Source organism: Pseudomonas sp. S3_E10 (genome assembly GCF_054667615.1).
Window position 1 is genome coordinate 995,588 of record NZ_CP162743.1, and the last position, 22,087, is coordinate 1,017,674.

The 22,087-nt window shown below is 62.5% G+C and carries 23 protein-coding genes; 10 read left to right on the top strand and 13 right to left on the bottom strand.

The features are described from left to right. Positions 1 to 33: 33 nt before the first annotated feature. Positions 34 to 948, bottom strand: coding sequence for a DUF808 domain-containing protein (locus tag AB4N98_RS04260; protein WP_065877979.1), 915 nt, complete (start codon positions 946 to 948; stop codon positions 34 to 36). A 135-nt stretch (positions 949 to 1,083) separates the two neighbouring features. Between AB4N98_RS04260 and AB4N98_RS04265 the strand changes: the two genes are divergently transcribed. Further along, entirely contained in the window at positions 1,084 to 1,689 is a 606-nt protein-coding gene (locus tag AB4N98_RS04265; protein ID WP_017529321.1) for a TetR/AcrR family transcriptional regulator, read from the top strand. A 117-nt stretch (positions 1,690 to 1,806) separates the two neighbouring features. Here the strand turns inward: AB4N98_RS04265 and AB4N98_RS04270 are convergent, their stop codons facing one another. Then, complete coding sequence (locus AB4N98_RS04270; protein WP_065877977.1) at positions 1,807 to 2,247, bottom strand: GlcG/HbpS family heme-binding protein; 441 nt, start codon at positions 2,245 to 2,247, stop codon at positions 1,807 to 1,809. A gap of 256 nt (positions 2,248 to 2,503) precedes the next feature. Between AB4N98_RS04270 and gcl the strand changes: the two genes are divergently transcribed. From gcl to AB4N98_RS04315, 9 genes are all read left to right on the top strand, one after another. Beyond that, positions 2,504 to 4,279: a glyoxylate carboligase gene (gene gcl, locus AB4N98_RS04275; RefSeq protein ID WP_017529323.1), complete on the top strand. Its 1,776-nt coding sequence runs from the start codon at positions 2,504 to 2,506 to the stop codon at positions 4,277 to 4,279. Positions 4,280 to 4,289: 10 nt separating this feature from the next. Further along, the gene (hyi, locus tag AB4N98_RS04280) at positions 4,290 to 5,072 is read left to right on the top strand and encodes a hydroxypyruvate isomerase (protein WP_068935758.1); all 783 of its coding nucleotides are present in this window, start codon (positions 4,290 to 4,292) and stop codon (positions 5,070 to 5,072) included. A gap of 63 nt (positions 5,073 to 5,135) precedes the next feature. After that, positions 5,136 to 6,107: a 2-hydroxy-3-oxopropionate reductase gene (locus AB4N98_RS04285; protein WP_324256280.1), complete on the top strand. Its 972-nt coding sequence runs from the start codon at positions 5,136 to 5,138 to the stop codon at positions 6,105 to 6,107. A 120-nt stretch (positions 6,108 to 6,227) separates the two neighbouring features. Beyond that, positions 6,228 to 7,508, top strand: coding sequence for a glycerate kinase type-2 family protein (locus AB4N98_RS04290; protein WP_460149266.1), 1,281 nt, complete (start codon positions 6,228 to 6,230; stop codon positions 7,506 to 7,508). Then, on the top strand, positions 7,498 to 8,913 hold the full coding sequence (gene pyk, locus AB4N98_RS04295) for a pyruvate kinase (protein WP_017529327.1): 1,416 nt from the start codon (positions 7,498 to 7,500) through the stop codon (positions 8,911 to 8,913). The genes AB4N98_RS04290 and pyk overlap by 11 nt, the downstream gene beginning before the upstream one ends. Positions 8,914 to 9,048: 135 nt before the next feature. Then, a complete protein-coding gene (locus AB4N98_RS04300) occupies positions 9,049 to 9,924 on the top strand; it encodes an urea transporter (protein WP_065877973.1) in 876 nt (291 codons plus the stop codon). A gap of 31 nt (positions 9,925 to 9,955) precedes the next feature. Continuing rightward, on the top strand, positions 9,956 to 10,780 hold the full coding sequence (locus tag AB4N98_RS04305; protein WP_017529329.1) for an ion transporter: 825 nt from the start codon (positions 9,956 to 9,958) through the stop codon (positions 10,778 to 10,780). A 95-nt stretch (positions 10,781 to 10,875) separates the two neighbouring features. Beyond that, positions 10,876 to 11,877, top strand: a complete 1,002-nt coding sequence (locus tag AB4N98_RS04310; protein ID WP_065877971.1) for a sulfate ABC transporter substrate-binding protein — start codon at positions 10,876 to 10,878, stop codon at positions 11,875 to 11,877. 241 nt (positions 11,878 to 12,118) lie between these two features. Beyond that, positions 12,119 to 13,315 (top strand): MFS transporter, encoded by a 1,197-nt coding sequence (locus tag AB4N98_RS04315; RefSeq protein ID WP_223497331.1) that lies wholly within the window; start codon positions 12,119 to 12,121, stop codon positions 13,313 to 13,315. Positions 13,316 to 13,412: 97 nt separating this feature from the next. Here AB4N98_RS04315 and phnN read toward each other — a convergent pair whose 3' ends face one another. The 11 genes from phnN to ccmA all read right to left on the bottom strand — a co-directional run bounded on the left by phnN (position 13,413) and on the right by ccmA (position 21,928). After that, entirely contained in the window at positions 13,413 to 13,964 is a 552-nt protein-coding gene (phnN, locus tag AB4N98_RS04320; RefSeq protein WP_460149268.1) for a phosphonate metabolism protein/1,5-bisphosphokinase (PRPP-forming) PhnN, read from the bottom strand. 619 nt (positions 13,965 to 14,583) lie between these two features. Beyond that, positions 14,584 to 14,979 (bottom strand): hypothetical protein, encoded by a 396-nt coding sequence (locus AB4N98_RS04325; RefSeq protein WP_017529333.1) that lies wholly within the window; start codon positions 14,977 to 14,979, stop codon positions 14,584 to 14,586. Positions 14,980 to 14,993: 14 nt separating this feature from the next. Further along, the gene (gene ccmI, locus AB4N98_RS04330; protein ID WP_135196757.1) at positions 14,994 to 16,178 is read right to left on the bottom strand and encodes a c-type cytochrome biogenesis protein CcmI; all 1,185 of its coding nucleotides are present in this window, start codon (positions 16,176 to 16,178) and stop codon (positions 14,994 to 14,996) included. Then, a complete protein-coding gene (locus tag AB4N98_RS04335; RefSeq protein ID WP_017529335.1) occupies positions 16,171 to 16,644 on the bottom strand; it encodes a cytochrome c-type biogenesis protein in 474 nt (157 codons plus the stop codon). Before AB4N98_RS04335 ends, ccmI begins: the two co-directional genes overlap by 8 nt. Continuing rightward, on the bottom strand, positions 16,641 to 17,177 hold the full coding sequence (locus AB4N98_RS04340) for a DsbE family thiol:disulfide interchange protein (protein WP_017529336.1): 537 nt from the start codon (positions 17,175 to 17,177) through the stop codon (positions 16,641 to 16,643). Before AB4N98_RS04340 ends, AB4N98_RS04335 begins: the two co-directional genes overlap by 4 nt. After that, a complete protein-coding gene (locus tag AB4N98_RS04345; RefSeq protein ID WP_017529337.1) occupies positions 17,174 to 19,159 on the bottom strand; it encodes a heme lyase CcmF/NrfE family subunit in 1,986 nt (661 codons plus the stop codon). Before AB4N98_RS04345 ends, AB4N98_RS04340 begins: the two co-directional genes overlap by 4 nt. Positions 19,160 to 19,162: 3 nt before the next feature. Beyond that, positions 19,163 to 19,618 (bottom strand): cytochrome c maturation protein CcmE, encoded by a 456-nt coding sequence (gene ccmE / locus AB4N98_RS04350; RefSeq protein WP_017529338.1) that lies wholly within the window; start codon positions 19,616 to 19,618, stop codon positions 19,163 to 19,165. Beyond that, a complete protein-coding gene (gene ccmD / locus AB4N98_RS04355) occupies positions 19,615 to 19,791 on the bottom strand; it encodes a heme exporter protein CcmD (RefSeq protein ID WP_003172771.1) in 177 nt (58 codons plus the stop codon). The genes ccmE and ccmD overlap by 4 nt, the downstream gene beginning before the upstream one ends. After that, on the bottom strand, positions 19,788 to 20,543 hold the full coding sequence (locus AB4N98_RS04360; RefSeq protein WP_065877960.1) for a heme ABC transporter permease: 756 nt from the start codon (positions 20,541 to 20,543) through the stop codon (positions 19,788 to 19,790). Before AB4N98_RS04360 ends, ccmD begins: the two co-directional genes overlap by 4 nt. An 84-nt stretch (positions 20,544 to 20,627) precedes the next feature. Next, a complete protein-coding gene (gene ccmB, locus AB4N98_RS04365; protein ID WP_460149269.1) occupies positions 20,628 to 21,296 on the bottom strand; it encodes a heme exporter protein CcmB in 669 nt (222 codons plus the stop codon). Further along, positions 21,293 to 21,928: a cytochrome c biogenesis heme-transporting ATPase CcmA gene (ccmA, locus tag AB4N98_RS04370; RefSeq protein WP_017529341.1), complete on the bottom strand. Its 636-nt coding sequence runs from the start codon at positions 21,926 to 21,928 to the stop codon at positions 21,293 to 21,295. Before ccmA ends, ccmB begins: the two co-directional genes overlap by 4 nt. Between the last annotated feature and the right edge of the window lie 159 nt (positions 21,929 to 22,087).

Here is a 22,087-nt window from a genome sequence, read left to right on the forward strand (position 1 = left end):
ATTCGATCGAATGGCCTTTTTTACACCTGAGATTTACCCCTTGAGGGCTTTCCAAGCCCTGCCGACCATGCTGACCAGCGCCAACACCACCGCCCCGGCAATAATCCCCGCCACCGCATTGAGCAACGTCGGCATCAACCACGCCAGGCCACCGACACTTTGGCTCACCGTCTCGATCCAGTGATGCACCACCGGCACGCCGTGGGTCAGGATGCCGCCACCGACCATGAACATCGCCGCCGTGCCGATCACCGACAGGCTCTTCATCATGTACGGCGCCGCACGCAGGATGCCGCCACCGATACTGCGCGCCACCTGGCCGGGCTTCTGCGTGAGCCACAGGCCCAGGTCATCCAGCTTGACGATACCGGCCACCAGCCCATACACGCCCGCCGTCATCACAATGGCGATACCGGACAACACGATCACCTGCTGCGTCAGTTGCGCATCGGCCACGATGCCGAGAGTGATGGCGATGATTTCCGCCGAGAGAATGAAGTCGGTGCGGATCGCGCCTTTGATCTTGTCCTTTTCGAAGGCCACCAGGTCGGTCGCCGGGTCGGCCACGGCTTCGACCAATTGGGCATGTTCGGTTTGATCTTCTGCCTTGCTGTGCAGGAATTTATGCGCGAGTTTTTCGAACCCCTCAAAACACAGATACGCGCCGCCGAGCATCAACAGCGGTGTGACCGCCCAGGGTGCAAACGCGCTGATCAGCAGCGCCGTGGGCACCAGGATCAGCTTATTGACGAACGAGCCCTTGGCCACCGCCCATACCACGGGGATTTCCCGCTCGGCACGCACGCCGCTGACCTGCTGGGCGTTAAGCGCAAGGTCGTCGCCCAGCACGCCGGACGTCTTCTTCGCGGCCATTTTTGTCATCAGGGCGACGTCATCGAGTACCGCGGCGATATCGTCGATCAACACCAACAAGCTGCTTCCTGCCATGAATCGGGCATCCGTATAAAGAAAGATGGCGCGAGCATAACGCGGCGCAAAGCTTTGCGGGCACATTGTTGAGGCTCGCGGATGGCCGGTGCTACCATGCGCAACCGCCGGTCTTGGCAAGGAAGTTCCTGGTTTATGAGCAGCATTCGCGAGCGCAACAAAGAAAAAATCCTGCGGGCGGCCAGCGAGGAGTTTGCCGACAAGGGCTTCGCCGCGACCAAAACCAGCGACATCGCCGCCAAGGCCGGGCTGCCCAAGCCCAACGTCTATTACTACTTCAAATCCAAGGACAACCTCTACCGCGAGGTGCTCGAAAGTATTATCGAGCCGATCCTGGCGGCCTCCACACCGTTCAACCCAGACGGCGCCCCTTCGGTGGTGCTCGGCAACTACATCCGCTCGAAAATCCGCATCTCCCGCGACCTGCCGTTTGCCTCAAAAGTGTTCGCCAGCGAAATCATGCACGGCGCCCCTCACCTGAGCGCCGAGCAGGTCGAACAGCTCAATGCCCAGGCCAGGCACAATATCGAGTGCATCCAGAGCTGGGTGGATCGCGGTTTGATAGCCGCCATTGACCCTCATCACCTGATGTTCAGCATCTGGGCCGCGACCCAGACCTACGCCGATTTCGACTGGCAGATCTCCGCGGTAACCGGCAAGGCCAAGCTGGATGAAGCCGATTATGAAGCGGCGGCGCAGACGATTATCCGGTTGGTGCTCAAGGGCTGCGAGCCGGACTGATACACCGAAGGGCCTTTGCCCATCGGGAGCAAGCCCCTCCCCCATTTGAACGGTGAACACGGTCAAAACTGTGGGAGGGGGCTTGCTCCCGATGAGGTCCTGACAGTCACTCAATACTCAAGCTGACACCCCCGCATCCGCCCGCAACCCCACCCCCTCAATCGCCGTAATCGCACACTGCTCGTCAATATCCGACGTATCCCCGCTGATCCCGATAGCCCCCAGCACCACACCGCCGTGATCGCGAATCAGCACGCCACCCGGCGCCGGCACGACGCTGCCCTGCCCCAGGCTGTTCAGCGCAGCGATAAACGCCGGGCGTTGCTGTGCGTCCAGCGCCAGCAAGCGCGAGCCCTTGCCCAGGGCAATCGCGCCCCAGGCCTTGCCGATGGCAATGTGCGGGCGCAGCAGGCTGGCGCCGTCTTCGCGTTGCAGCGTGATCAAGTGGCCGCCGCTGTCGAGCACGGCGATGGTCAGCGGCGCGGCCGCGATGGTGCGCCCGGCGTTGAGGGCATCGCTGGCCAATTGGCTGGCGAGTTTCAAGGTTAAAGCGCTCATGGTGCCGTCCTTCTTTTGTTATTGAGAATACGGGTGGAGGTCTGTTTGATCAGATGCTCGGCACAACAAATAGAACACAATGATTTATATTTTTGTATACAATATTTTCTCCAACGCCTTCCATCTGTCGAAAAAACGCCTTCCACCACGCGTAAACACCCATCAATAAAATGAATTGACCTGCGTCGCTTGTCGTGAATACACTTCGACCCAACACCACTTGTATACAATTACAAAACGCAAGAGGCACCAAAACATGAGCAAAATGAGAGCAATCGAAGCCGCCGTCCTTGTCATGCGCCGCGAAGGCGTGGACACCGCCTTCGGTATCCCTGGCGCCGCGATCAACCCCCTGTACTCAGCCTTGCAGAAGGTGGGTGGCATCGATCACGTCCTTGCTCGCCACGTTGAAGGCGCCTCGCACATGGCCGAGGGTTACACCCGCACCAAGGCCGGCAATATCGGCGTGTGCATCGGCACCTCGGGCCCGGCGGGCACCGACATGGTCACCGGCCTGTACAGCGCCTCGGCCGACTCGATCCCGATCCTGTGCATCACCGGCCAGGCGCCGCGTGCCCGCCTGCATAAGGAAGACTTCCAGGCCGTGGACATCACCAGCATCGTCAAGCCGGTGACCAAGTGGGCGACCACCGTCCTCGAACCTGGCCAAGTGCCCTACGCGTTCCAGAAAGCCTTCTATGAGATGCGCTCCGGCCGTCCGGGCCCGGTGCTGATCGACCTGCCGTTCGACGTGCAGATGGCCGAGATCGAATTCGACATCGACGCCTACCAACCGCTGCCATTGGCCAAACCGCTGGCCACCCGCGTCCAGGTGGAAAAAGCCCTGGCCCTGCTCGACACCGCCGAGCGCCCGCTGCTGGTCAGCGGCGGCGGCGTGATCAATGCCAACGCCAGCGAGTTGCTGGTTGAATTTGCCGAACTCACCGGTATCCCGGTGATTCCGACCCTGATGGGCTGGGGCACCCTCCCTGACGACCACCCGTTAATGGTAGGCATGGTCGGCCTCCAGACCTCCCACCGGTATGGCAACGCGACGATGCTCAAGTCGGACATGGTGCTGGGTATCGGTAACCGCTGGGCCAACCGCCACACGGGTTCGGTGGAGGTCTACACCGAGGGGCGTAAATTCATTCACGTCGACATCGAACCGACGCAGATCGGCCGGGTATTCACCCCGGACCTGGGCATCGTTTCCGACGCCGGTTCCGCGCTGACGATGTTTATCGAAGTCGCCCGCGAGTGGAAAGCCGCCGGCAAGCTCAAGGACCGCAGCGCCTGGCTGCATGAGTGCCAACAGCGCAAGGCCACCCTGCACCGCAAGACCCACTTCGACAACGTCCCCGTCAAACCGCAACGCGTGTACGAAGAGATGAACCAGGTGTTCGGAAAAGACACCTGCTACGTCAGCACCATCGGCTTGTCGCAGATTGCCGGCGCGCAATTCCTGCATGTCTACAAGCCGCGCCACTGGATCAACTGCGGCCAGGCAGGTCCCTTGGGCTGGACCATCCCCGCCGCGCTCGGCGTGGTCAAGGCCGACCCGAGCCGCAAGGTAGTGGCGTTGTCCGGCGACTACGATTTCCAGTTCATGATCGAAGAACTGGCCGTGGGCGCACAGTTCAAGCTGCCGTACATCCACGTGGTGGTGAACAACTCCTACCTGGGGCTGATCCGCCAGGCCCAGCGCGGGTTTGAAATGGACTACTGCGTGCAGCTGTCTTTCGACAACCTCAACGCGCCGGAACTCAACGGTTATGGCGTCGACCACGTCGCCGTCGCCGAAGGTCTGGGTTGCAAGGCCCTGCGCGTGTTCGAACCGGGCCAGATCCAGCCGGCGTTACGCAAAGCCCAGGCGATGATCGAAGAGTTCAAGGTGCCGGTGATCGTGGAGATCATCCTGGAGCGCGTGACCAATATTTCGATGGGCACCGAAATCAACGCCGTCAACGAATTTGAAGACCTGGCACTGGTCGGCAACGATGCGCCCACTGCCATATCCCTGCTCGATTAAGGAGAACCCTATGCCACGTTTTGCCGCCAACCTGTCCATGCTGTTTACCGAGCAGGACTTCCTCGCCCGCTTCAAAGCGGCCGCCGAGGCCGGGTTCGAGGGTGTGGAATACCTGTTCCCGTATGAGTTCAGCTCCGCCGAGATCAAGGCGCAACTCGATGCCAATGGCCTGACCCAGGTGCTGTTCAACCTGCCGGCCGGGGACTGGGCCAAAGGCGAGCGCGGCCTGGCGTGCCATCCGGACCGGGTCGAGGAGTTCCGCGCCGGGGTCAAGCTGGCCATCGCCTACGCCCAGGTTTTGGGTAACACCCAGATCAACTGCCTGGCGGGCATTCGGCCAGAGGGGGTGGATGATCAAATGCTGCAAAAGACCTTCGTCGCCAACCTCAAATACGCCGCCGACAAACTGCAAGCGGCGGGTATCAAGCTGGTGATGGAGGCGATCAACACCCGCGACATTCCAGGCTTTTACCTGAATAACACGGCGCAGGCCCTGTCGATTCGCGAGCAGGTGGGCAGTGACAACCTGTTCCTGCAATACGACCTCTATCACATGCAAATCATGGAAGGTGACCTGGCCCGCACCCTGTCCGCGCACCTGGGTGAGATCAATCACGTCCAACTGGCCGACAACCCCGGCCGCAACGAGCCGGGGACCGGGGAGATCAACTACCGCTTCCTGTTCGAGCATTTGGACCGCATTGGCTACACCGGCTGGGTCGGCTGCGAGTACAAGCCGTTGACCACCACCGAAGCGGGACTGGGTTGGCTCAAAACCCATAACGCCATCTAACAAACACAACACAAAGCCCAATGTGGCAGGGGGCTTGCCCCCGAGGGGTCTCTGATTCAACAGGTGTGTCGGCTGGTACACCGCTATCGGGAGCATGCCCCCTCCCACAGGGGACCTGCGGTGTCATTACAAGAGGATTTCATCATGGCTAAAATCGGCTTTATCGGCACCGGCATCATGGGCGAACCCATGGCCGCGAACCTGCAAAAAGCAGGTCACCAACTGTTTCTGTCCGAACATCACGGCAAGGCTCCGCAAGCGCTGATCGACGCCGGCGCCGTGGCCCTCGCCACCCCGCAACATGTCGCGCAGGAAGCCGAGTTCATCATCGTCATGGTGCCCGACACTCCGCAGGTGGAGGACGTGCTCTTCCGCGCCGATGGCGTCGCTGCCGGCCTGTCGCCAAACAAGGTGGTGATCGACATGAGTTCGATCTCCCCCACCGCCACCAAGGCCTTCGCCGAGAAGATCAACCAGCACGGCGCGCAGTACCTCGATGCGCCGGTGTCCGGCGGTGAAGTCGGCGCCAAGGCCGGCACCTTGAGCATTATGGTCGGTGGCGAGCCGCGGACCTTCGAACGCGCCCTCGCGTTATTGCAGAGCATGGGCAAGAACATCACCCTGGTCGGCGGCAATGGCGACGGCCAGACCGCCAAGGTCGCCAACCAGATCATCGTCGCGCTGAACATCCAGGCGGTGGCCGAAGCGCTGCTGTTCGCCGCCAAGAACGGCGCCGACCCGGCCAAGGTGCGTGAAGCGCTGATGGGTGGCTTTGCCTCGTCGAAGATCCTGGAAGTGCATGGCGAACGCATGATCAAAGGCACGTTCGATCCGGGCTTTCGCATCAACCTGCACCAGAAGGATCTGAACCTGGCCCTGGCCGGTGCCAAGGAGTTGGGAATCAACCTGCCGAACACCGCCGGCACCCAGCAGGTGTTCAGCACCTGCGCGGCAATTGGCGGCGGTAACTGGGACCACTCGGCGCTGATCAAGGGCCTGGAGCATATGGCGAATTTTTCGATTCGCGATGAATAACTCCTGATGTGAAATGCGATCAACCTGTGGGAGGGGGCAAGCCCCCTCCCACAGGTTGATCGCATTTCAATCCAAAACTTGATGCACCTCCAATAACAAAAATCCCCCGGGAGCCCGCTTATGTCGGCCGATCCGCAACACCTGCTTCGCGAGCTGTTTGCCACAGCCATCGACGCTGCCCACCCCCGGCAAGTGCTTGAACCCTTTCTGCCCGCCGACCGCAGCGGTCGCGTCATCGTGATCGGCGCCGGCAAAGCCGCGGCAGCCATGGCGCTCGTCGTGGAAAACTGCTGGCAGGGCGAGGTCTCGGGCCTGGTGGTGACCCGCTACGGCCACGGCGCGCCGTGCAAAAAAATTGAAGTGGTGGAAGCCGCGCACCCGGTTCCCGATGCCGCCGGCCTGGCCGTGGCCACCCGCGTGTTGGCGTTGATCAGTAACCTTGGCGAAGACGACCGCGTGATTTTCCTGCTCTCCGGTGGCGGCTCGGCGCTGCTGGCGCTGCCCGCCGAAGGCATCACCCTGGCCGACAAACAAACCCTCAACAAAGCCCTGCTCAAATCCGGTGCCACCATCGGCGAGATGAATTGCGTGCGCAAGCACCTCTCGGCGATCAAAGGCGGCCGGTTGGCCAAAGCGGCGTGGCCGGCGACGGTGTACACCTACGCGATCTCCGATGTGCCGGGCGACCAGGCCACGGTGATCGCCTCCGGCCCTACCGTCGGCGACCCAAGCACCTCGCAACAGGCGCTGGCGATTCTCACGCGCTACGGCATTGAGGCTCCGGCGTCAGTGCGCAGTTGGTTGCAGAATCCGGCCTCGGAAACCGTCAAGCCCGGTGACCCGGTGCTCGCCCGCAGCCACTTCCAATTGATCGCCCGCCCTCAGCAATCCCTGGAAGCGGTGGCGGTCAAAGTGCGTCAGGCCGGCTTCAGCCCGCTGATCCTCGGCGACCTGGAAGGCGAAGCGCGGGACGTGGCCAAAGTGCACGCCGGGATCGCCCGGCAAATCGTGCAGCACGGCCAGCCGTTGGCGGCGCCGTGCGTGATCCTTTCCGGCGGTGAAACCACGGTGACCGTGCGCGGCAACGGCCGTGGCGGGCGCAACGCCGAATTCCTGCTGAGCCTCACCGACAGCCTCAAGGGCTTGCCCGGCGTGTATGCCCTGGCCGGCGATACCGACGGCATCGACGGCTCGGAAGACAACGCCGGCGCAATCATGACCCCGTGCAGTTATTCGCGCGCCGAGGCCTTGGGCCTGAGCGCCGCTGATGAGCTGGACAACAACAACGGCTACGGCTATTTCGCCGCGCTCGACGGCTTGATCATCACCGAGCCGACCCGCACCAACGTCAACGATTTTCGCGCCATCCTGATCCTTGAGACTGCCAACCATGACGCCTGACAAGAAGGTCAAAATCCTGGCCACCCTGGGCCCGGCCACCGACGGGGTCGACGCCATCCGCGAACTGGTGGAAGCCGGGGTGAATATCTTTCGCCTCAACTTCAGCCACGGCGACCACGCCGACCATGCCCGGCGTTATCAGTGGATCCGCCAGGTGGAGCGCCAGCTCAATTACCCGCTGGGCATTCTCATGGACCTGCAAGGGCCCAAACTGCGGGTCGGGCGTTTCGCCAAGGGCAAGGTGCAACTGGTGCGCGGCCAGGCGTTGCGCCTGGACCTGGATGAAACCCCCGGCGACCAGCGCCGGGTCAACCTGCCCCATCCGCAGATCATCGCGGCCCTGGAGCCGGGCATGGACCTGCTGCTCGACGATGGCAAGTTGCGCCTGCGGGTGATGACCAAGCATGCCGATGCCATCGACACCACGGTGCTCAATGGCGGCGAACTGTCTGATCGCAAAGGCGTGAACGTCCCACAAGCGTTGTTGGAACTGAGCCCACTGACCGCCAAGGACCGACGTGACCTGAGCTTCGGCCTGGAGCTGGGTGTGGACTGGGTAGCGCTGTCGTTCGTGCAACGCCCGGAAGACATTCGCGAAGCCCGCGAGTTGATCGGTGACAAGGCGTTTCTGATGGCCAAGATCGAGAAACCTTCGGCCGTGCAGCGCCTGCGGGAAATCGCCGAACTGAGCGACGCGATCATGGTGGCCAGAGGCGACCTGGGCGTGGAAGTGCCGGCCGAGAGCGTGCCGCAGATCCAGAAAGACATCATCCGCACCTGCCGCCAACTGGGTAAGCCGGTGGTGGTGGCCACGCAGATGCTCGAATCCATGCGCTTTTCACCCGCGCCCACCCGCGCCGAAGTCACCGATGTGGCCAACGCGGTGGCCGAAGGCGCGGACGCGGTGATGCTCTCGGCGGAAACCGCATCGGGCGAGTACCCGCTGGAAGCCGTGCAGATGATGAGCAAGATCATTCGCCAAGTGGAGCGTGGGCCGGATTACCAGGCTCAACTGGACGTCAGCCGCCCAAAAGCCGATGCGACAGTCTCGGACGCGATCAGTTGTGCGATCCGCCGCATCAGCAGCATCCTGCCGGTAGCCGTGCTGGTGAACTACAGCGAGTCGGGCAACTCCAGCCTGCGCGCGGCGCGAGAGCGGCCGGTGGCGCCGATCCTCAACCTTACGCCGAACCTGTCCACGGCACGCCGCTTGAGCGTGGCGTGGGGCGTGCATTCGGTGGTCAATGACCGGCTGCGCCAGGTGGATGAAGTGTGTTCCACCGCGCTGGAAATCGCCCAGGCCCAGGGCATGGCGCAGCGCGGGGATACGTTGGTGATTACCGCCGGGGTGCCGTTCGGGCAGTTGGGGTCGACCAACTCGCTGCGTATCGAGACGCTGATTTAGCGCCGGTAAGGGCCTTATCGGGAGCAAGCCCCCTCCCACACTGGACTGTTTTCACACCTATGAATGTGAACCCAATCAAGTGTGGGAGGGGGCTTGCTCCCGATGAGGGCAACTCGGTCTCACTGACAACCCATCATGCACAACCCAACCTGCCCCGACTGGGCCGAAGCCCTGCTCAACGGTTTCAGCCAGATTTTCCTGCAGCGCCACCCGCTGTGTGGCCTGCTGTGCCTGCTGGCGATCCTGATCGGCGCCCCGGCCGTGCTTGGCGGTGCGCTGCTGGGTGGGCTGGCGGGGCTGCTCACCGCTCAGCGCCGGGGCTATCCCAAGGCTGAACGCCAGGCGGGTCTATATAGCTACAACGGCGTATTGCTGGGCGTATTGATCAGCCAGCACTTTACCTGGTCAGCCTTGGTGCCGCCGTTGATCCTGGCGTGCGGCGGCCTGAGTGCGATCCTCACACGACAGTGGCTAAAACGCGCGCCACATCCCGAGAACCTGCCCGCCTACACCGCGCCGTTTGTCCTGCTGGGGTGGCTGCTGTTGGGCAGCATCCCGCCACCCCCGGTCGCCTTCAGCGAACCCGAGGTCTTGACCCTGCTCGCTGCGCCTCTCACCGGCCTGGCGCAAGTCATGCTGCTGGACCAGCCCCTGGCCGGCGCCTTGATTGCCATCGGCCTGTGGCTGGCCGACCGGCGCGCCGCCGCGTGGGCGCTGGCCGGTGCGATCAGCGGCGTGTCGGCCGGCCTGCTGCTGGGCGATAACACCGCTACCCTGTTGGGCCTGCACAGCTACAACCCGGCCCTCGCGGCCCTGGCCTTGAGCCCGGCACGCCGCCAACCCTGGTTGCCACTGCTCGGCATCCTGCTGGCGATTCTGCTTACGCCGGGCTTTGCCAGCCTGCCCGTGCCGGCGCTCACCGCGCCGTTTATCCTCGCCTGCTGGCTGGTGCGCGCCGGCCGCCGAGTGCTTGCGCAACCGCGCATGGACAGCCCCTTCGAATCGCCCTAGGCTTGCTCGATATTCGATTCGGGCGGGACTTATGGACAGCAACAACGACTGGCGCCAGCGCCTCTACGTCATGGTTTTTCAGAGCGATACGCCGGCTGGGCGGCGCTTTGACGGCATCCTGCTGCTGATCATCCTGGCCAGCCTTGTGATCGTGATGCTCGACAGCATCGACCAGATCCACCAGAACTACGCGGATGTGCTGGCGTATATCGAGTGGGGCTTCACCGTGATTTTCCTGATCGAGTACGGGCTGCGCCTGTATTGCTCGCCCAAGCCGTTGCGCTATGCCTTCAGCTTTTACGGGCTGGTGGATTTGCTGGCCATCGTGCCCGGCATCCTCGCCCTGTATTACAGCGACGCTCAATACCTGCTGATCATCCGCATCATCCGCATGCTGCGTATCTTCCGCGTGCTCAAGCTCAGCCCGTACCTCAAGCAGGCCAATTACCTGATGGCGGCGCTGCGCGGCAGCAAGCAGAAGATCGTGGTGTTCCTGGTCAGCGTGTGCACCCTGGTCACGGTGTTCGGCACCTTGATGTATGTAATCGAAGGCCCGCAACACGGGTTTACCAGCATCCCCAAGGGCATCTACTGGGCCATCGTCACCCTGACCACCGTGGGCTTTGGCGATATCGTGCCCAAAACCCCGCTGGGCCAGGTGATTTCGTCGCTGGTGATGATCACCGGTTACTCGATCATCGCGGTACCCACCGGGATTTTTACCGCCGAACTGGCCAGTGCCATGCGCGGCGAGCAGTTGCAAACCGATTGCCCGGTGTGCAAAAAAAACAGCCATGAGCCCAGCGCGGCATTCTGTTCACGCTGCGGCAGCAATCTGTTTAAGAAAGTGGAATAAGCAAAGTTCTTTTTAATCTTTAAGCGACTATGGCGCCCCGGCTATAGTCGCTGGCAAATGGCCTTACCCTTCTCTCGAACAACAAGGAATGAGCAGTGAAAAAAATCCTCAGCGCCTCTCTATTGGCCGCCGGCCTGGCCCTGGCGGGCTCCGCCCAGGCAGCGACCACCCTGCTCAACGTCTCCTACGACGTGATGCGCGATTTCTACAAGGACTACAACGCCGCCTTCCAAAAGCACTGGGAAGCCGAGCACTCGGGCGACAAGCTGACGGTGCAGATGTCCTTCGGCGGCTCCAGCAAACAAGCGCGCTCAGTGATCGACGGCCTGCCGGCTGACGTGATCACCATGAACATGGCCACCGACATCAACGCCCTGGCCGATAACGGCAAACAGGTGCCGGACAACTGGGTCACGCGCCTGCCGGACAACAGCGCGCCGTTCACCTCGGCCACTGTGTTTATCGTGCGCAAGGGCAACCCAAAAGCCCTGAAAGACTGGCCGGACCTGCTCAAGGATGGCGTGCAGGTGATCGTGCCCAACCCGAAGACTTCGGGTAACGGCCGCTACACCTACCTGTCGGCCTGGGGCTATGTGCTCAAGAACGGCGGCGATGAAGAAAAGGCCAAGGCCTTCGTGGGCAAACTGTTCAAGCAGGCGCCTGTGCTCGACACCGGCGGCCGCGCCGCCACCACCACGTTCATGACCAACCAGATCGGCGACGTACTGGTGACGTTCGAGAACGAGGCCGAAATGATCGCCCGGGAGTTCGGCCGTGATCAGTTCGAAGTGATCTACCCAAGCGTCTCCGCCGAAGCCGAGCCACCGGTGTCGGTGGTCGACAAAGTGGTCGATAAGAAAGGCACCCGCGCCGCCGCCGAAGACTACCTGAAGTACCTGTGGTCGCCACAGGGCCAGGAAATCGCCGCCAACAACTACCTGCGCCCACGTGACCCGAAGGTGCTGGCCAAGTACACCGACCGTTTCCCCAAAGTCGACTTCCTGTCGGTGGAGAAGACCTTTGGTGACTGGCGCACCGTGCAGAAGACCCACTTCAATGACGGCGGGGTGTTTGACCAGATTTACTCCGGTCAATAACTGACAAAACGCGGTAAACCTGTGGGAGGGGGCTTGCTCCCGATAGCGGTGGATCAGTCAATACTGCGTTGACTGATACTCCGCTATCGGGAGCAAGCCCCCTCCCACATTTGGTTTTTGTGTAGTTGTTTCTGAATGTATCATCGCCCTGCATAAGTGATATCACCACAAACGGCCTACTCAGCATGGAGCCTTGTCTTTACTCTCGCTCGCCATCTTCCTTCGCTTTTATGAGAACACCATGAACGCAACTTCCCACGCTACAACCACCATGACCCGAGGCATGGTGATGCTGTTTGCGTTTTGCTGCGGCGCGATTGTCGCCAACATTTACTACGCGCAGCCGATCATCGAATTGATTGCCCCGGACATCGGCCTCACGCCGGCAATGGCCAGCCTGATCGTGTCGCTGACGCAGATCGGCTATGCGTTGGGCTTGTTCTTCCTGGTGCCGTTGGGCGACCTGCTGGAAAACCGCAAGCTGATGATCCTCACTACCGTCGTGGCGATTGCCAGCCTGTTGGGCGCTGCATTTACCGAGCAGCCGAACCTGTTTTTGCTGGTGTCATTACTGATCGGCTTCAGTTCGGTGTCGGTACAGATCCTGATCCCGCTGGCCGCGCACCTGGCACCCGCCGAATCCCGTGGCCGGGTGGTCGGTAGCATCATGGGCGGCCTGCTGCTCGGTATCCTGCTGGCACGCCCGGTGTCCAGCGTGGTGGCGGATCACTTCGGTTGGCGTGCAATGTTCATGGCCGCCGCAGCGTTGATGGCGTTCATCAGCGTGGTGCTGATGCTGACCATTCCCAAGCGCCAACCCGACCACAGCGCCAGCTACGGCCAGTTGCTGGGCTCGCTGGGCACCCTGTTGCGTCGCCAGCCGGTATTGCGCCAGCGCGCGTTTTACCAAGGCTGCATGTTTGCCGCCTTCAGCCTGTTCTGGACCGCAGCCCCGCTGGAACTGGCGCGCAATCATGGCCTGAGCCAAAGCGAGATCGCCCTGTTTGCCCTGGTCGGTGCCCTGGGCGCTGTCGCTGCGCCCATCGCCGGGCGCCTGGCCGATGCCGGCCACACTCACCGTGCTTCGCTGCTGGCCATGCTGTTTGCGGCGCTGAGCTTCCTGCCGGCCTTCATACACCCGCTGTTCAGTGTGATCGGCCTGGCGGTGACCGGCGTGGTGCTGGACTTCTGCGTGCAGATGAACATGGTCATCGGCCAACGCGCCGTCTACGCCCTTGACGCCCACAGCCGCAGCCGCCTGAACGCGCTGTACATGACCAGCATCTTCATCGGCGGCGCCTTCGGTTCGGCGATTGCCAGCAGTGTGTATGAACACGGCGGCTGGCTGGGGGTAGTGGTGGTGGGCAGTGCGTTGCCGCTGGTGGCGTTGTGGCGGTTCTTCAGTGCGTCACGGCAGACGGTTACGGCAGTGGCCTGATCGCAACTCCCACCGAGCTCGCATCAGGAGCGGACCAACTGTTGGCTGAGACTTCATCACGTCCGACAGTTGATCCAAGCTCCGTCAGGCTACGCCCCTAGCCCAGGCAGCAGAGCAAACGCTCGACCGTGTGCTCCAGCGGGCCGGAGTTATCCAGCACGCACAACCCCGCGCCATTGGCGGCGATCAGTTCCTCGGTGAACCGTGTGTTGCGCGCCAGGCGTTCCTCGATATCCGCCAGCGACTCACGCCCGCGTGCGAGCAAGCGCTGGCGCAATACGGTTTGATCCACCGTCAGCAACAGCACCAGCAACGTCGGGTAACGCTCGCGGGTTTGCGCCAGGTGCGCGCGGGAGCCATTGACCAACACGTCCTCCCCCGCCGCCAGCCATTCGTCAATCGCCTTGGGAATGCCGTAGCACAGGCCGTTGGCCTGCCAGCTGAGGGCAAATGCGCCCTCGGCCTCCATCACCGCAAACTGCGTCGGGCTCACGCCCTGGGCGGCTTCGCCTACCGCCTCCGGCGAACGCGTGATCACCCGGCGCGCAATGCGGCAGCCACGCTCGGCCAACCGTGGGCGTGCCGCGTCCAGCAGGCTGTCCTTGCCCGAACCCGAAGGCCCGATGAGATAGATCAACCTGCCTGACATCACCACACTCTCTTTGCTTGTTTTCAGACTTCTTGGACCACGGCGCTGGGTAGTCGGCACGGGAAAGTTCACCCAGCACGCGCTCGGAAGCCAGGCCCGCGGCGGCCACATTACCGGAGTGCGACATGCCGTGCATCACGTTCTGCGTATACGCAAAGGGGTGCTTGCGCCGTAACGATGGAGCTTGGATGTTCCCTGACGGAGGGGCGGTGCCACTTGCTCCCGATATCGGTGTGGTAGCCCGGTTCCTTCATAGATCCCCAAAACGCTCAAGGGCGTTTTTTTGCGCGGGCTGCTTTGTGGCGGCTGTGCATGGGAGGCTTCGGCCTGCCGGGTTTCTATGACCGGTCTACCACCCCGTGTACAGTCGCCTCCTTACATCGTGTGGTAGCGAAATGGAGGTGCTCATTCATAGGAGCTTCGCCATGAAAAAGTTACTTCGAGTCCCCCACCATCCGCCTCGGATGACACCCCGCAACCCCCAGCCGACGTCATCTTCGGCGTCCGCCCCGGTCTCGGCACCGAAACAGGCCTGAGCAATGCCGCATTTTGACCCCGGTGTTTGGAAGGATGCATTTCACAGATATTAAAAAGGCGACCTCGTGGAGGTCGCCTTTTGTCATTGCGCGTACTGCTTGCTCAACCCCGGCGGTACGCCCTGCACGTCGGTGTCTTCCCACGGGCCGTTCGGGCTGATGGAGCGGCTCCAGCCGTTGCTCCAGCGGTAATAGGTGCGCTGGCGGTAGAAGGTGTCCGGCTGGTCGTCGAGCACGTAGACCTGCATCTTGCCGTCCCAATGGCTGGCGGCGCCGGGCGGTGGGGCGAATGTCGGCGATTTGGTCGGTAGCGGTTTTGGCGCCGGAGTGACTGGGCCGGAAGGTTGTTTGCTCGGCTGGCTGGACGGGCCCGACGGCGGGATGGTGGGGCCGGTGGGGCTCGGAGGTGGCCGGTGGACCGCACAGGCACTCAGGCCTAATACGAGGCTGAGCAGGGTAATGCGTGCGAATGCGGTCATGGTGTTTCCTCGAATTACTGGTCCGGACTGTCGATGGTCAGTTGCTGCTGCGCAGTGGTGCTGCTGGCCAGGGGTTGGCTGCGGCCGATCCACTCGCCCTTGGTCGGCTGACCGGCCCGGGAGATGCGCGCAACCAGTTGGACTTCAGGGAAGTTGGACAGTTTCAACTGCGGCATCATTGCGTCGGCATCGCCCAGTTCGACGGTGATGGGCAACTCGGCAACGGTGACGCGTTTAGCCGCCAACGGCGCCGGCGGGCCGCTGACGGCGCGGGCGAAGATGAATACGCTGTCGGTCGGCAGGGCGTTGGCCTTCACGTTGGCGGCCAGGTCCACGCGCACTTTAAGCCGCGCCTTTTGTGCGACGGTGCCGCCGCTCTCTTTGAGTTTTTCCGTCGCCCGGTCGATGCCGCCTTGCAGCGCAGCGCGGGAATTATCCTGCGCGGGTAACTGCGCCAGCAGGCGGCCCCAGTAATCAATCGCGTCCTGATAACGCTGGCCTTCAAAGGCGGCAATGCCCAGTAGACCCAAGCTGGTGACTTCGTTCGGGTCAAGCTTCAACGCTTCATCGGTCAGCGCCTGCACGTTGGGCGACCACTGTTTGTTGTCGGCAAAGTACTGCGCCTGGGCCCATTGGCCGAGCAGTTCCGGCTGGCGACCGGCCAGGGCCACGGTGCGTTCGAAGACCTTGGCGGCATCGGCGGCACGGTCCTGGGCCATATACGCGCGGCCGAGGAAGTACAGGCCTTCGGCCGAGTCCGGCTGGGCGGCGGCGGCGCGCTCCAGGCGCTGGGTCATGTCTTGCAGGGACACCGGCGGCTGGGAGAATTCGCGAGTCAGTTCGACCTTGTCGCTGGCGCCGAAGTGCAGGTAGAGCCCCAGGCCCAACACGGGCACCAGCACGGCGGCGAGCAGCGGCAGCGGTTTGCCCAGGCGCGATTCGCGGGTTTTTTCCACGCCTTCGGTATCGGCGAGCAATTCGCGGGCGGCTTCGGCGCGGCCGGTGTCGAGTTGCGCGGCGTTCAATACGCCTTCGTCCTGCTGCATTTGTAATTCGGCGACGCGCTCTTGATACAGCGCCACGTTCAGCGCGGTACGATCCTCTTCACGCTGGGCACGACGGCCGCGCAACACAGGGATCAACAGGAAACTCAGGGCAATCAGAAGCAGCAAGCCGGCTGCGAGCCAGAAATCAATCATCAGTCTTGGTGTCCAGCAATTGGTCGAGACGTTTGCGTTCTTCAGGGGACAGCGCGTCACTGCCATCGGCAGGCGCGGCGCGGCGGCGGCGGACGATCACGGCCATCACCACCACACCGGCCAGCAGCAGCCCGGCGGGGCCAAACCAGAGCAGCGCGGTCTTGCCGGTAAGCGCCGGTTTGTAACGCACGAAATCACCGTAGCGGTCGACCATGAAGTCGATGATCTGCTGGTTGTTCTTGCCCTCCCCCAGCATGCGGAAGATCTCTTTGCGCAGGTCGGCGGCGATGGGGGCGTTGGAGTCGGCAATGTCCTGGTTCTGGCACTTGGGGCAGCGCAGTTCCTTGGTCAGGTCGCGAAAGCGCTCACGCTCGGCGTCGTTGGCGAATTCATAGGTGTCGATGGCGGCGTGGGCCACACCGACCAGCCCCAGGGCCAGGACAGCAGCGGCTAACAGACGCTTCATGGCTTGGCCTCATCGACCAGCGCCTGGTACTTGGCGGCCAGTTGCTCGCGCCACACCACTTCGTCGATCACGCCCACGTATTTGTCGCGGATCACGCCCTTGGCATCAATAAAGAAGGTTTCCGGCGCGCCGTACACGCCCAGGTTCAAACCGAGGTTGCCGTCTTCATCGCGGATATCCAACTGGTACGGGTTGTGGAACTCCGCCAGCCATTTCAGGGCCGCCGCGTTGTCGTCCTTGTAGTTGATGCCGTAGATCACCACGCCTTTGTCGGCCAGTTTGTTCAGCACGGGGTGCTCGACGCGGCAGGAGATGCACCAGGTGCCCCACACGTTGACCAGCGCCGGTTTGCCCAAGAGGTCAGCACGGGTCAGGGTTTTGTCGCCCTGCACGTTGGGCAGCGAAAACTCGGGGAACGGCTTGCCGATCATTGCCGACGGCAACTCGGCCGGGTCCAGGTACAAGCCGCGATAGAGGAACACCGCCACCACCAGAAACGCCGCCAGCGGCAACACCATCAACCAACGCTTCATACCGCCGCTCCCATGCCGAGGGCGTCACGCACCCGGCTCTTGACCTTGACCCGATAACGCCGGTCCAGCGCCGCGAGCAACCCACCAAACCCGGTAAGCAAGCCGCCGAACCAGATCCAGCGCACAAACGGTTTTACATGTACGCGCACCGCCCAGGCACCCTCGCCCAGCGGCTCGCCCAATGCCACATACAGGTCACGGGTGAAACCGGCGTCGATACCCGCCTCGGTCATCATCGAACTCTGCACGGTGTACAGGCGTTTTTCCGGGTGCAGCACGGCGATTTCCTTACCGTTGCGTACTACGCGCACGGTGCCTTTGTCTGACGTGAAGTTAGGCCCCTCGAAGTGCTTGGCGCCTTCGAAGATGAACTGATAGCCGGCCAGGTCCATGGACTCGCCCGGCGCCAGGCGCAGGTCGCGCTCGGCACTGTTCTGGCTGGAGAGCACCACGCCCAGGGCGCATACGGCGATGCCGAGGTGGGCGATTTGCATGCCCCAGTAACTGCGGGTCAGCGTCGGCAGCCCTTTGATCAGGCCTTTGTGGCGGGTCTTGTCGGCGATATCACGCACGCCGGCCAGCAACACCCAGGCCGCCAGCAGGAACGTGGCCAGTACCGCCCAGTTGAAATCGCCATAGGCCACGCCGGCGATCACCGCCAGGGCAACACTGCCCAACAGCACCGGCATCAGCATGCCGGCCAGCCATTTCACCGGGGTGTCTTTCCAGCGCACCAGCACGCCCACCGCCATCACCACCATCAACAGGCCCATCAACGGAATAAACAACGCGTTGAAATACGGCGGGCCGACGGACAACTTGGCGCCGCTCAAGGCATCCAGCACCAGCGGGTACAAGGTGCCAAGCAAAATCATCGACGCGGCCACCACCAGCACCAGGTTATTGCCCAGCAACAGGGTTTCCCGCGACCACAGGTTGAAGCCCACCTGACTCTTGACCACCGGCGCGCGCAGTGCGAACAGGGTCAGCGAACCGCCCACCACAAACAGCAGGAATATCAGGATAAACACGCCGCGCGCGGGGTCGGAGGCAAACGCATGGACCGAGGTCAACACGCCCGAACGCACGAGGAAGGTGCCGAGCAGGCTGAGGGAAAACGCCGCGATGGCGAGCAACACGGTCCAGCTTTTGAACACGCCGCGTTTTTCGGTGACGGCCAGCGAGTGAATCAGCGCCGTGCCCACCAGCCAGGGCATGAACGAGGCGTTTTCCACCGGGTCCCAGAACCACCAACCGCCCCAGCCGAGTTCGTAGTAGGCCCACCACGAGCCCAGGGTGATACCGATGCCGAGGAAGGCCCAGGCGACGATGGTCCATGGCCGCGACCAGCGCGCCCAGGCCGCATCCAGGCGCCCACCGAGCAAGGCGGCGATGGCAAACGCGAAGGCCACCGAGAACCCCACGTAACCCATGTAGAGCATCGGCGGGTGCACGATCAGGCCGATGTCTTGCAGCAAGGGGTTGAGGTCATGCCCGTTGGCCGGGATCTGCGGCAGGATGCGGCTGAAGGGGTTGGAGGTCATGATCAGGAACAGCAGGAAACCGATGCTGATCATGCCCATCACCGCCAGTACCCGCGCCAGCATCACCTGCGGCAGTTGGCGCGAGAACACCGACACGGCGAAGGTCCAGCCGCCGAGGATCAGCGCCCACAGCAGCAACGAGCCTTCGTGGGCGCCCCACACGGCGCTGAACTTGTAGTACCACGGCAGCGCGCTGTTGGAGTTATTGGCGACATAGGCGACGGAAAAGTCGTCGGTCATGAAAGCGTAGGTCAGGCAGCCAAACGCGAACAGCAGGAAGGCGAACTGGCCCCAGGCGGCCGGCTGCGCCAGGCTCATCCACAGGCGGTCGCCACGCCAGGCGCCGAGCAACGGCACCACGGCCTGTACGATGGCGAAGCACAGCGCGAGGATCATCGCCAACTGGCCCAATTCGGGAATAAACAATGCGGGCATCATCACTCAGCCCTCCTTCGCGGGTGTTGGCGCGGATTGGCCGCTGTCCTTGAGCGCCTTGGTGACCTCCGGCGGCATGTATTTTTCATCGTGCTTGGCCAGCACTTCATCGGCCACCACCACGCCGTCGGCGTTGAGCTTGCCCAGGGCGACGATGCCCTGGCCTTCGCGGAACAGGTCCGGGAGGATGCCCCGGTAGGTGATGGTCACGGCCTTATTGAAGTCGGTGACCACGAAGGTCACGTCCAGGGAGTCGCCGGAGCGCTTGAGCGAGCCCTTCTCGACCATGCCGCCGGCGCGGATGCGGGTATCGACAGGCGCTTCGCCATTCGCGATCTGGGTCGGGGTGTAGAACAGATTGATGTTCTGCTGCAGGGCGCTCAGGGCCAGGGCCACGGCAATGCCGACGCCGGCCATGATGGCGAGGATGATCAACAGACGCTTTCTACGCAGCGGATTCACTTTTCGGTCTCCCGGCGCAGACGACGCGCCTCTTGTTGCAGGTAGCGCTTGCGGGCCAGGATCGGCGCGGCGACGTTGAGGGCCAGCACCGCCAGGCAGATGCCATAGGCCGTCCAGACATACAGGCCATGGTGGCCCATGGCGAGAAAATCACTGAAAGAAGCAAAACTCATCCGCGCACTCCCAGGCTGCTTTGCACGTGGGCCTTGACCCAACTGGTGCGGGCTTCACGCTTGAGCACTTCGAGGCGCATGCGCATCAGCAGCACCGCCCCGAAGAAGCAGTAGAACCCCAGCACCATCAGCAGCAGCGGTGCCCACATCTCCACGGGCATCGCCGGTTTTTCGGTGAGGGTGAACGTGGCGCCCTGGTGCAGGGTGTTCCACCACTCCACAGAGTATTTGATGATCGGGATGTTGATCACGCCAACAATCGCCAGCACCGCGCAGGCCTTGGCGGCGCTGTCACGATTGCTGATCGCGTTGCCCAGGGCAATCAGACCGAAGTACAGGAACAGCAGGATCAACATGGACGTTAGTCGCGCATCCCACACCCACCATGAACCCCAGGTAGGTTTGCCCCAGATAGCGCCGGTGACCAGCGCCACGGCCGTCATCCACGCACCGATAGGCGCCGCGCATTGCAGGGCCACGTCGGCCAGTTTCATCTTCCACACCAGGCCGACGATGCCGCACACCGCCAGCATCACGTAGCAGGACTGGGCCAGCATCGCGGCGGGCACGTGGATATAGATGATGCGAAAGCTATTGCCTTGCTGGTAGTCCGGCGGCGCAAAGGCCAGGCCCCAGACCAGGCCGATGCCGATCAGCAACACGGCGGCGACGCTCAACCATGGCAGCAGCTTGCCGCTGATGCCGTAAAACCATTTGGGCGAGCCGAGCTTGTGAAACCAGGTCCAGTTCATTGCTGTTTCTCACGGTTGCTTCTTGTCGTTGCAAGAAGCGTAGGGTCTTTACTGGCCAGGCGTGCAAAGCCTGACCAGACCTCATTATTCGCCGACGCTGATCTTCAGGCCGGCGGCTATGGCAAAGGGTGTCAGGGTTACCGCCAGGGCGGTCAGGCTGCCAAGCCACAGGAGGTAACCGGTCGCCGGCATGCCCATGAGCGCGGCTTGCAAAGCGCCGCTGCCGAGGATCAGTACCGGGATGTACAAAGGCAGAATCAACAAGGCCAGCAACAGGCCGCCGCGCTTCAAACCCACGGTCAACGCTGCGCCCACCGCCCCCAACAGGCTGAGCACCGGCGTACCGAGCAACAACGACAGCAGCAATACCGGCAGGCACTCCAAGGGCAAGCCGAGCATCATGGCCAGCAGCGGCGAAAGCAAGACTAGCGCCAAACCGGAAAAAGCCCAGTGTGCCAGTACCTTGGCCAGTACCAGAAGTGGCAAGGGGTGCGACGAAAGGACCCACTGCTCCAGGGAACCGTCTTCGAAATCACTGCGAAACAGCCCGTCCAGCGAGAGCAGGACCGATAAAAGCGCCGCCACCCACACCAGCCCCGGAGACAAGGTTTGCAACAGTTTAGTCTCAGGGCCGACCGCCAACGGGAACAGCGCGATGACGATGGCGAAGAACACCAGCGGGTTGGCCAGTTCGGCCGGACGACGGCACAGCAGGCGCGCTTCGCGAGCGACCAACAAGGCGAATACGCTCATGCCGACCACCGCCCCAGGTCCAGATCGCGGTAACCGGCAGGCATACGGGTGAGGGTGTGATGAGTGGTGAGCAGTACCGTGCCGCCCTGCTCGCAATGGCGCGCCAAGTGTTCTTCAAGCTGGGCGACGCCTTGTTTATCCAGGGCGGTGAAGGGTTCGTCGAGAATCCACAGCGGCGGGCCCGGCAGGTACAAGCGGGCCAGGGCCACGCGGCGCTGTTGGCCGGCGGACAGGGTGTGACAGGGAACGTCTTCGAAGCCCTTGAGGCCCACGGCCGCGAGTGCCTGCCAGATGGCGTCACGCGAGGCGGGGTGATGCAGGGCGCTGAGCCAACTGAGGTTTTCTTCGGCGGTGAGCACGTCTTTGATACCGGCGGCGTGGCCGATCCAGATCAGGTTGCGCGCCAGCGTAGTACGTTGCTCATTGAGCGGTTTGCCGTTGAGGCGTACAACACCGGCCGTAGGCTGCATCAACCCGGCCAGCAAACGTAACAAACTGGTCTTGCCGCTGCCGTTGGGCCCGCTGACCTGCACCATGTCACTGCCCGCCAGTCGCAGTTCGAGGTGCTCGAACAACAGGCGCAGGTCGCGTTCACAGGAGAGCGCTACGGCTTCAAGAAGAGGGCTGGTCAAGAGATCGCGGGCCTTTACGGTTCAAGTCGGCGGTGCAGCGGCCGTTAAAGAGAGATGCACAATAACGGCTTTGGCGACCGATTTTAGAGAGCTGGATCAAATAGTTGTGAGGTTTTTACCGCTCTCTTTACAGACGGGCGGCATTATACATGCGATGCC

Excerpts from the sequence above, each read along its gene's own strand:
- gcl (WP_017529323.1), top strand. The coding sequence starts at position 2,504 with ATGAGCAAAATGAGAGCAATCGAAGCCGCCGTCCTTGTCATGCGCCGC.
- AB4N98_RS04305 (WP_017529329.1), top strand. The coding sequence starts at position 9,956 with ATGGACAGCAACAACGACTGGCGCCAGCGCCTCTACGTCATGGTTTTT.
- ccmI (WP_135196757.1), bottom strand. The coding sequence starts at position 16,178 with ATGATTGATTTCTGGCTCGCAGCCGGCTTGCTGCTTCTGATTGCCCTG.
- AB4N98_RS04325 (WP_017529333.1), bottom strand. The coding sequence starts at position 14,979 with ATGACCGCATTCGCACGCATTACCCTGCTCAGCCTCGTATTAGGCCTG.
- hyi (WP_068935758.1), top strand. The coding sequence starts at position 4,290 with ATGCCACGTTTTGCCGCCAACCTGTCCATGCTGTTTACCGAGCAGGAC.
- AB4N98_RS04315 (WP_223497331.1), top strand. The coding sequence starts at position 12,119 with ATGAACGCAACTTCCCACGCTACAACCACCATGACCCGAGGCATGGTG.
- AB4N98_RS04300 (WP_065877973.1), top strand. The coding sequence starts at position 9,049 with ATGCACAACCCAACCTGCCCCGACTGGGCCGAAGCCCTGCTCAACGGT.
- ccmD (WP_003172771.1), bottom strand. The coding sequence starts at position 19,791 with ATGAGTTTTGCTTCTTTCAGTGATTTTCTCGCCATGGGCCACCATGGC.
- AB4N98_RS04340 (WP_017529336.1), bottom strand. The coding sequence starts at position 17,177 with ATGAAGCGTTGGTTGATGGTGTTGCCGCTGGCGGCGTTTCTGGTGGTG.
- AB4N98_RS04335 (WP_017529335.1), bottom strand. The coding sequence starts at position 16,644 with ATGAAGCGTCTGTTAGCCGCTGCTGTCCTGGCCCTGGGGCTGGTCGGT.
- ccmB (WP_460149269.1), bottom strand. The coding sequence starts at position 21,296 with ATGAGCGTATTCGCCTTGTTGGTCGCTCGCGAAGCGCGCCTGCTGTGC.
- phnN (WP_460149268.1), bottom strand. The coding sequence starts at position 13,964 with ATGTCAGGCAGGTTGATCTATCTCATCGGGCCTTCGGGTTCGGGCAAG.
- AB4N98_RS04270 (WP_065877977.1), bottom strand. The coding sequence starts at position 2,247 with ATGAGCGCTTTAACCTTGAAACTCGCCAGCCAATTGGCCAGCGATGCC.
- AB4N98_RS04265 (WP_017529321.1), top strand. The coding sequence starts at position 1,084 with ATGAGCAGCATTCGCGAGCGCAACAAAGAAAAAATCCTGCGGGCGGCC.
- AB4N98_RS04290 (WP_460149266.1), top strand. The coding sequence starts at position 6,228 with ATGTCGGCCGATCCGCAACACCTGCTTCGCGAGCTGTTTGCCACAGCC.
- AB4N98_RS04260 (WP_065877979.1), bottom strand. The coding sequence starts at position 948 with ATGGCAGGAAGCAGCTTGTTGGTGTTGATCGACGATATCGCCGCGGTA.
- AB4N98_RS04360 (WP_065877960.1), bottom strand. The coding sequence starts at position 20,543 with ATGAACTGGACCTGGTTTCACAAGCTCGGCTCGCCCAAATGGTTTTAC.
- pyk (WP_017529327.1), top strand. The coding sequence starts at position 7,498 with ATGACGCCTGACAAGAAGGTCAAAATCCTGGCCACCCTGGGCCCGGCC.
- AB4N98_RS04345 (WP_017529337.1), bottom strand. The coding sequence starts at position 19,159 with ATGATGCCCGCATTGTTTATTCCCGAATTGGGCCAGTTGGCGATGATC.